The organism is Pseudomonas nitroreducens TX1 (assembly GCF_000313755.1).
GTDB lineage: Bacteria > Pseudomonadota > Gammaproteobacteria > Pseudomonadales > Pseudomonadaceae > Pseudomonas > Pseudomonas nitroreducens_A.
In genome coordinates, this window is record NZ_AMZB01000112.1 from 114398 (window position 1) to 121209 (window position 6812).

Below are 6812 nucleotides of genomic sequence, written 5' to 3' on the forward strand. Positions count from 1 at the left end.
ACGCGCCCGGCCGACCGGGCGCCTACGTACAAGGACCATTCCTCGATGTTGAGTTTCCTCCCGCACACCCTGCGCGGCATCCTCGCCACCCTGATCCTGGTGACGAGCACGCTGTGCTGGTGCATTCCGCTGCTGGGCATGTCGATCATCAAGCTGCTGCTGCCCTTCAATGCGGCCCAGCTGGCGCTGAGCAAAGTCATGAGCGTGATCGCCGAAAGCTGGATCACCTGTAACAAGGGCTGGATGAACCTGGTCCGCAACACCGACTGGGACGTACAGGGCCTGCAGGGGCTGCACTACGACCACTCCTACCTGGTCACCAGCAACCACCAGAGCTGGGTGGACATCCTCGTCCTGCAGTACCAGCTCAACCGCCGCATTCCGCTGCTGCGCTTCTTCCTCAAGCAGGAACTGATCTGGGTCCCGGTGATCGGCCTGTGCTGGTGGGCGCTCGATTTCCCCTTCATGAAGCGTTACACCAAGGCCTACCTCGCCAAGCACCCGGAGAAGAAAGGCAAGGACCTGGAAACCACCCGCAAGGCGTGCGCCAAGTTCAGCCGCATTCCGGTGGCCATCTTCAATTTCCTCGAAGGCACCCGCTTCACCCAGGCCAAACATGACGAGCAGAAGTCGCCTTTCCCGCACCTGCTCAAGCCCAAGGCCGGCGGCATCGCCTTCGTCCTCGATGCCATGGGCGAGCAGCTGCGCACCCTGGTAAACGTCACCATCCATTATCCCGACGGCCGCCCAACCTTCTGGTGCCTGCTGTCCGGTCGCCTTCGCTCGGTCGTGGTGCGCTTCGAGGAGCTGGAGATTCCTCGCCAGTTCATCGGCAGGAGCTACGACCAGGACGAGGGCTACCGCGCCGAGTTCCAGCTGTGGGTGAACCAGCTGTGGGAGCGCAAGGACCAGTTGCTGAGCCAGCTGCACCGGGAATTCCCCGCCAGGGCCTGACCGTTTTTCGTAGGTTCGGCGCCGCATCCCAGCAACGAAAAAGCCCGCCAATCGGCGGGCTTTTTCATGGGCGCTGCTTACTGCTGGTACTGCTGGGTCTGTGCGCCCGGCAGCGCCTTCAGGTTCACTTCCACGCGGCGGTTCTGCGCGCGGCCGTTGGCGTCGGCGTTGGACGCGATCGGCTGGTCCGGGCCCATGCCGCGGGTGCTGACGCGGGTGCCGTCGACGCCCTGGGAGGTCAGGTAGGTTGCAACGGACTGCGCACGACGCTGGGACAGGTCCATGTTGTGCTGGCGGCTGCCGGTGCTGTCGGTGTAGCCGACGATCTCGATGCTGTTCTGGTTGAATTCCTTGAAGGAGTTGGCCAGGTTGTTCAGCGGGGTGTAGAAGGACGGCGCGATGTTCGCCGAATCGGTGGCGAAGGTGATGTTGCCCGGCATGATCAGCTTGATGTCGTCACCCTGGCGCTCCACCTGCACACCGGTGCCCTGCATCTGCTGACGCAGCTTGGCTTCCTGCTTGTCGGCGTAGTAGCCGTAGCCGGCGGCGGCGGCACCGATGGCGGCGGCGCCGATCATCGCCCCCTTGCCGCGGTTATCGTGATTGATCGCGGCACCGGCAACAGCACCGGCCAGCGCGCCCAGCGCACCGTACTTGGCGGTCTTGCTCATACCGCCCTCGGCCGGCGGGGCCTGGGTGTTGGGGTCATAGGGGTTCTGAGAGGCGCAACCGGCCATGAGGGCGAAGGCGGTGGCAGCCGCAACCATGGACAGACTACGTGCGGTGAACATGTCGGATGACTCCTCGAAATAGCGCAACACCCATTATCGGGCGGCTGATTAGAGCTTAGGTCGTGCAAATAATTCCGCAGCAACCTTAAGCGCGGATGAAGGGATTTTCCCGCATCTCGTCGCCCAGGTGGGTGTCAGGACCGTGGCCAGTGACCACGGTCGCCTCCTCGTCCAGCGAATACAGGCGTTCGCGGATCGAACGCTCGATGGTGGCGTAGTCGCCGCCCCACAGGTCGGTGCGGCCGATGCTGCGGCGGAACAGGGTGTCGCCGGCAATCAGCAGTTTGTCCTTGGGGAACCAGAAACTCATGGAACCGGGCGTATGCCCCGGCGTGTGCAGCGCCACCCCGCAACCGCAGGCCAGCTCCTCGTCGTCGGCCAGCCATTGGTCCGGGGAGGGCACCGGCTTATAGGGTACGCCGAACATGCGGCACTGCATCTCCAGGTTGTCCCAGAGGAACTGGTCCTCCTTGTGCAGATGCAGCGTCGCGCCGGTCTTCTCCTTCATCTGCCCGGAGGCGAGGAAGTGATCCAGGTGCGCGTGGGTGTGGATGATGCTGACCACCTTCAGCCCCAACGCGTCGAGGCGCTGCAGGATGAGTTCGTGGTCGCCGCCCGGATCGACGACGATGGCCTTCTTCGTCAGCGGGTCGCCGATGATGGTGCAGTTGCACTGCAAGGGGCCGACGGGGAAGGTTTCGCGGATCAGGGCAGGCTGGTCGCTCATCGAAGACTCGCTCGGTTGCGGAAGAACACGGCGCACATTTTCGCCGATTCCGCCCTGCCCTGGCGAGTCGATGGATCGAGTGTTCAATCGTCCTGGCGGTAGTCCGTGGGCAGCTTGCCGGTCCACTTGCGGAAGGCCCGGCGGAAGTTCGACGGGTCGTTGAAGCCCAGCAGCAGCGCGATCTCGTAGAGCGGCAGGTGGGTCGTGGTGAGGTATTGCAGGGCCAGGCGCTTGCGCACATCGTCGAGCACCTCCTGATAGGTGGTGCCCAGGTTCGAAAGATGTCGACGCAGGCTGCGGCCGCTGGTGTGCAGGTCGGCGGCCACGCTCTCCAGGTCGGGGAACTCGCCGGGGCGCGCCAGCAGCAGGCGGCGGATGCGGGTCAGCAGGCCTTCCTGCACATCCAGCGTGGCCAGCAGCGCCTCGCACTGCTGCTCGCACATCTGCACCGTGGCGGGGTTGGCCAACGCCATGGGCCGCGCCAGGTATTCGCTGGGCAGGCCGATGAAATGGAACGGCTGGTCGAACAGCACCTCGCCGCCAAACACCTCGGCGTAGCGCTGTACGTAGGTCGGCTCGGCATAGGCGAAGCCGACGCTGACGCCCTGCAGCGGCTCGCCGACGAGAAAACGTGCAATGGTGTGCAGGCTGGTCATCAGGCCTTCGGCGGCGAAGCGGCCCATGGGCCCGAGCGGGATCGACTCGCTGGCACGCAGGTAGGAGACGCCGTTGTCCTCCACCATCTCCAGGTCGTAGGCCAGGCCTAGCACCCGGTAGTACTTCAAGGCGAAGGCAATGGCGCGCTCGAGATTGGCGCTGGACAGCACCGCATAGCCGAGGATGCCATGGGTGGAGACGTTCAGCCGTTGCCCCAGCAGCAGGCCGAACGCCGGCTCGTTGCAGTGCGCCAGGGCAGAGCCGGCGAGCAGGTTGAAGTCGATGAAGGACAGGCGGCCGTTCGGGCTCTGCAGCACCTCGGGGCGCACGCGGGAGAGCTCGAACAAGCGCGTGCGCGGCACGCCCAGTTCTTCGGCGAGGTCCAGAAGTGCCTGCGCATAGGCGACGGGCACCAGTTCGGCGGTGAAATTGAGCGGTTGTTTCATCGTTCTTCTTATAGGTTGACCGCTGGCCGGATATGACCGGAAAGTTGGCAGACAATAACCTTGTGACGCTTTCCCTACAAGCCCAGAGTACTGACCATGGACAACCACAACACTGGAGCCGCCATGGCCAGCACCACCCCCGCAGGACTGGAGATCAAGCCCCGGCACATGGACTTCGATCTGCCCGATCCGCTGCCGCGTCACTGGCATAGTGGAGACGCCTTCAAGTCCCATCTGTTCGACGCCATGTCGGTGCTCTTCCCCGACGGCGAACGCTTCTTCATCGACTCGGTGCGGCAGTTCCGCGACCAGATCAGCGACCCGGTGCTCAAGGAGCAGATCCGCGGCTTCATCGGCCAGGAAGGCCACCACAGCCGCGAACACCTGACCTACAGCCAGCGCCTGCGCGACCTGGGCTACGACGTCACCGCCATCGAGAAACGCGCCCAGGCGCGCATCCGCTTCACCCAGAAGAAATTCCCGGCCAGGCGCCAGCTGGCCGCGACTGCCGCACTGGAGCACATCACCGCGATCATGGCCAACGGGCTGCTGACCGACCCGCGCACCATGGCAGGCGCCGACCCGGTGATGCAGCGTCTGTGGCGCTGGCACGCGCTGGAGGAAACCGAGCACAAGGCGGTGGCCTTCGACGTCTACAACCAGGTCTGCGGCAGTCGCAAGCTGCTGCGCCGGGCGATGCGCATGGCCACCTTCTTCTTCGTGCTGGATACCTTCCGCGGGCTGGTGCACATGCTCAAGGTGGACGGCCTGCTGTGGAACTGGCGTGTCTGGCGCGACGGCATCAAGTGGACCTGGGGCAAGCACGGCGTGTTCCGCCCGCTGCTGCGTGAATACATGGACTTCTTCAAGTCCGATTTCCACCCCTGGCAGCACAACAACCTCGATGTGCTCTACGAGGTGCGCAAGGAGTACGACGCGCAGCCGTTGGCTCACGCTGGCTGATCCGCCTTCCGCTTCGAACACCGCCCCGCCTTGCCGGGGCGGTGTCGTTTCCGACGCCAGGCAAGGTCTTCGCCTGTAGGAGCGGATTCATCCGCGATCGGCATCGACCAGGTGGAGGCCCTGCCGACGCAAAACCATCGCGGACGGAGTCCGCTCCTACGCCCATGAAAAAGCCCGGCGCTTGGCCGGGCTTTTGTGGCGCGATGAGCAATCAGGCATGCAGGAAACGCAGCGCATCCGCCGCCGACTCCTCGGGGATTTCCTCCATCGGGATATGCCCCACGCCGGGGTAGACCTTCACCTCGATGCCCGGCACGTCGCGCTGCCACATCGGCACGTGGCGCGGCGAAATCCAGCGGTCACGCTCGCCCCACATCAGCAGCGTCGGCACCTTCAGCGCCGCAACGCGGCTGGGCGTGGTGGGCAGTTCCTCGCGGTTGGCCTTCACCAGCACACGGAAGATATCGATCATCGCGCGGCGGTTGCCCGGCCGGCGGCTGATGTCGTAGTACCGATCGATCACGCCCGGCTTGATCTTGCGCGCATCGCCGTAGACTTCCTTGATGCCCTGGGCCACCAGGGCACGCGGCATCCACATCGGCATCATGATGCCGGCGCCGGGCAGCACCGCGCTGGCGATCATCAGCGGGACCTTCTGCATGTAGTAGCCGGCCGGGTCGATGAGTATCAGCCGCTCGACGCGGTGGGCGTTGGCCAGCGCGTAATTCCAGGCGATGTAGCCGCCCAGCGAGTTGCCGGCGATGGATACGTGCTTCAGGTCCAGTCGGTCCAGGAACATGCCGAACACCTTCACCAGGCGCTCGCCGTCGTACTCGCGGTCCTGGCCGCCACCGGTGAGGCCGAAGCCGGGCACGTCGAGGCGGATGATGCGAAAGTGCGGGGACAACTCGGCGACCCAGCCGTCCCAGGTGTGCAACGAGGCCATTACACCGTGGACCAGCACCAGCACCGGCTTGTCCGGGCTGCCTTCGTCGCGGTAGTGGATGTCGAAGCCGTCGACCTGGATGAACTTCGAACCGGATTCGGGCGAGGCGTAGCGCGCCTTCAGAGCGGCCAGCGGCAGCGGGCCGAAACCGTAGCGGGCCAGGCCCTCGGCCAGCGGCGGTTGCACAGACAATGTGGCGGTCATGGACGAGTGACTCCCGTGCTTGTTGTTCTAAAGCCCCATCACACCACAGCGCCCGCAGCGCCGCGCCCAACCTAGGTAGTGTCGAGGTCCAGGACGGATGACGCAGGCCGCTCGCCCCGCTAACCTAGCCCGACCCGCCCTCGCGCAAGGAAAGCCCGTTCGTGCCGATCCTCATTCGCCGTTCGCTGTGGCCGCTGGTCGTACTGTTGCTGCTCCTGTGCCGCCCTGCCCTGTCCGCCGACCTGTATTACCTGGGCCAGAAGATTCCCGACATCCAGCGCAACTGGACCAGCGCCGACTACCAGGTGCTGATCGACGCGCTGAAGAAGATCGACGAAACCCAGGTCAATGGCCTGCCCCGGCGCAGCGGCGAGTTCACCGGGCCGATCTACCAGCGCATGGTCAGCGAGGATAACTTCCGCCCGCAGCTGAACATCTACGCGCCGCTGGAGCTGCGGCAGAACGAGGCGCGCGAAGTGCTGTTCAAGCTCAAGGAGCTGATGCGCCTGTACTTCAACTTCCGCGCCGCCAAGCAGCCCTACGGCGCCGAGGCGCTGGGCCTGATGAGCTACTCGCTGCGCGAACAGGCGATCCTGTTCAACCTGACGGTGGAGTTCTGGATGACCCTGGCGCAGAGCGAGCAGCGCAACCCGGTGCGCCTGCAGGGCATGCAGGAAGCCAAGGCGGCCGCCTCGATGCTCACCAGCAGCGCGCTGGACTACCTCGGCCTGACAGCGCAGTTCGACCGCCAGGATCTGGTGCTCTACAGCGCTGAGCTCGCCAAGCAGTTGCCGGAACTCTTCATCCACCTGCCACCGGAAGTGCGCGTGCAGTTGCTGATGCGCGTGGACGAACTGGCGCAGAAGCACGCCTACCCGGAAGTGCGCGAGAACATGCGCGACCTGCTGCCGGTGCTGCAGGCAATCCAGGCGGACGTGCAGAAGCAGCTGGCCGCGCCGGCCAAGGGACAGCCGGTGCCCAAGGGGCTGGACCTGAGCGCGCCGCCGGAGGCGGAGAATAAGAAGGGGATGTGAGTCTCGCGCCAGCCGTGGCGGCCTGCTGCCCCGGAGCCCGCTCCTGCTCGAACCGGCATAGGGAGGAGCAACTGTCTTCTTTTGCGAGTC

General features: G+C 65.0%; 7 protein-coding genes. 3 read left to right on the forward strand and 4 right to left on the reverse strand.

The annotated features are described in order from the left end of the window. Nucleotides 1-45 precede the first annotated feature (45 nt). Nucleotides 46-954, forward strand: a complete 909-nt coding sequence (locus C167_RS0115060; RefSeq protein ID WP_017519106.1) for an acyltransferase — start codon at nt 46-48, stop codon at nt 952-954. Nucleotides 955-1031: 77 nt separating this feature from the next. Here the strand turns inward: C167_RS0115060 and C167_RS0115065 are convergent, their stop codons facing one another. The 3 genes from C167_RS0115065 to C167_RS0115075 form a co-directional block, all read right to left on the reverse strand. Beyond that, complete coding sequence (locus C167_RS0115065) at nt 1032-1745, reverse strand: OmpA family protein (protein ID WP_017519107.1); 714 nt, start codon at nt 1743-1745, stop codon at nt 1032-1034. Between the two features lie 85 nt (nt 1746-1830). Then, nucleotides 1831-2472: an MBL fold metallo-hydrolase gene (locus tag C167_RS0115070; protein ID WP_017519108.1), complete on the reverse strand. Its 642-nt coding sequence runs from the start codon at nt 2470-2472 to the stop codon at nt 1831-1833. 83 nt (nt 2473-2555) lie between these two features. Further along, nucleotides 2556-3575: an AraC family transcriptional regulator gene (locus C167_RS0115075; RefSeq protein ID WP_017519109.1), complete on the reverse strand. Its 1020-nt coding sequence runs from the start codon at nt 3573-3575 to the stop codon at nt 2556-2558. 123 nt (nt 3576-3698) lie between these two features. Between C167_RS0115075 and C167_RS0115080 the strand changes: the two genes are divergently transcribed. Beyond that, nucleotides 3699-4538, forward strand: coding sequence for a metal-dependent hydrolase (locus C167_RS0115080; RefSeq protein WP_026079069.1), 840 nt, complete (start codon nt 3699-3701; stop codon nt 4536-4538). Between the two features lie 211 nt (nt 4539-4749). Here the strand turns inward: C167_RS0115080 and C167_RS0115085 are convergent, their stop codons facing one another. After that, nucleotides 4750-5688, reverse strand: a complete 939-nt coding sequence (locus C167_RS0115085; RefSeq protein ID WP_017519111.1) for an alpha/beta fold hydrolase — start codon at nt 5686-5688, stop codon at nt 4750-4752. A gap of 161 nt (nt 5689-5849) precedes the next feature. Between C167_RS0115085 and C167_RS0115090 the strand changes: the two genes are divergently transcribed. Further along, the gene (locus C167_RS0115090) at nt 5850-6722 is read left to right on the forward strand and encodes a hypothetical protein (protein WP_017519112.1); all 873 of its coding nucleotides are present in this window, start codon (nt 5850-5852) and stop codon (nt 6720-6722) included. The last annotated feature ends 90 nt before the right edge of the window (nt 6723-6812 follow it).

What these genes read in the sequence shown, in the direction of transcription:
- C167_RS0115060 (WP_017519106.1), top strand. Translation starts at nt 46, where the DNA reads ATGTTGAGTTTCCTCCCGCACACCCTGCGCGGCATCCTCGCCACCCTG.
- C167_RS0115065 (WP_017519107.1), bottom strand. Translation starts at nt 1,745, where the DNA reads ATGTTCACCGCACGTAGTCTGTCCATGGTTGCGGCTGCCACCGCCTTC.
- C167_RS0115070 (WP_017519108.1), bottom strand. Translation starts at nt 2,472, where the DNA reads ATGAGCGACCAGCCTGCCCTGATCCGCGAAACCTTCCCCGTCGGCCCC.
- C167_RS0115075 (WP_017519109.1), bottom strand. Translation starts at nt 3,575, where the DNA reads ATGAAACAACCGCTCAATTTCACCGCCGAACTGGTGCCCGTCGCCTAT.
- C167_RS0115080 (WP_026079069.1), top strand. Translation starts at nt 3,699, where the DNA reads ATGGCCAGCACCACCCCCGCAGGACTGGAGATCAAGCCCCGGCACATG.
- C167_RS0115085 (WP_017519111.1), bottom strand. Translation starts at nt 5,688, where the DNA reads ATGACCGCCACATTGTCTGTGCAACCGCCGCTGGCCGAGGGCCTGGCC.